2 tRNA genes are annotated in these 612 nt (G+C 42.6%); both read left to right on the top strand.

The features are described from left to right. The first annotated feature begins 20 nt into the window (after nt 1-20). Nucleotides 21-98 (top strand) — tRNA-Ile (locus OQX63_RS23280). An 81-nt stretch (nt 99-179) separates the two neighbouring features. Then, a tRNA-Ala gene (locus OQX63_RS23285) sits at nt 180-253 on the top strand. The last annotated feature ends 359 nt before the right edge of the window (nt 254-612 follow it).

Raw genomic sequence — 612 nt, forward strand, 5'->3', positions numbered from 1 at the left:
ATGCTTACCTGAAAACAAGAAGTCCCGTAGCTCAGCCTGGTTAGAGCACTACACTGATAATGTAGGGGTCTCCAGTTCAAATCTGGACGGGACTACCATTGAAGTTTACAATTGGCGGTTTACAGTTAACAGTTATCATGACTGGAAACTGATAACTGAACACTGGAAACTGATACTCTGGGGGATTAGCTCAGCTGGCTAGAGCGCCTGCCTTGCACGCAGGAGGTCAACGGTTCGACTCCGTTATTCTCCACATTTGAGCATAAAGCTTAAAGACCAAAGCAGAAAGCTTTCAAAAAACAGAAAGAATACACACCTTATTATCGGGATAGATAATATACATTGACATAAAGATTGAGAAAAGAAGAAAACGCCAGGGGGCACAGATAATAAAGAGATTATCTGAAACGGTTCGAGACCGCAGTTTTTTACTAATAGGGCTGAAACGAGGCTTGGTCAGGGGACAATGAAACCCTCTACCCTTATACCCTCCCCCTTCAACCTTAATAAAGTTCTTTGACATATTGGAAGAAGTTAAAAAAGAAGAGCAAACAACAATAGGCGACTGTTGTGTTTGTGCTCACCGATCGGAGTAGCAATACGAAGTGAGGT

The organism is Pedobacter sp. PF22-3 (assembly GCF_026239555.1).
In the GTDB taxonomy this organism is placed as follows: Bacteria; Bacteroidota; Bacteroidia; order Sphingobacteriales; family Sphingobacteriaceae; genus Pedobacter.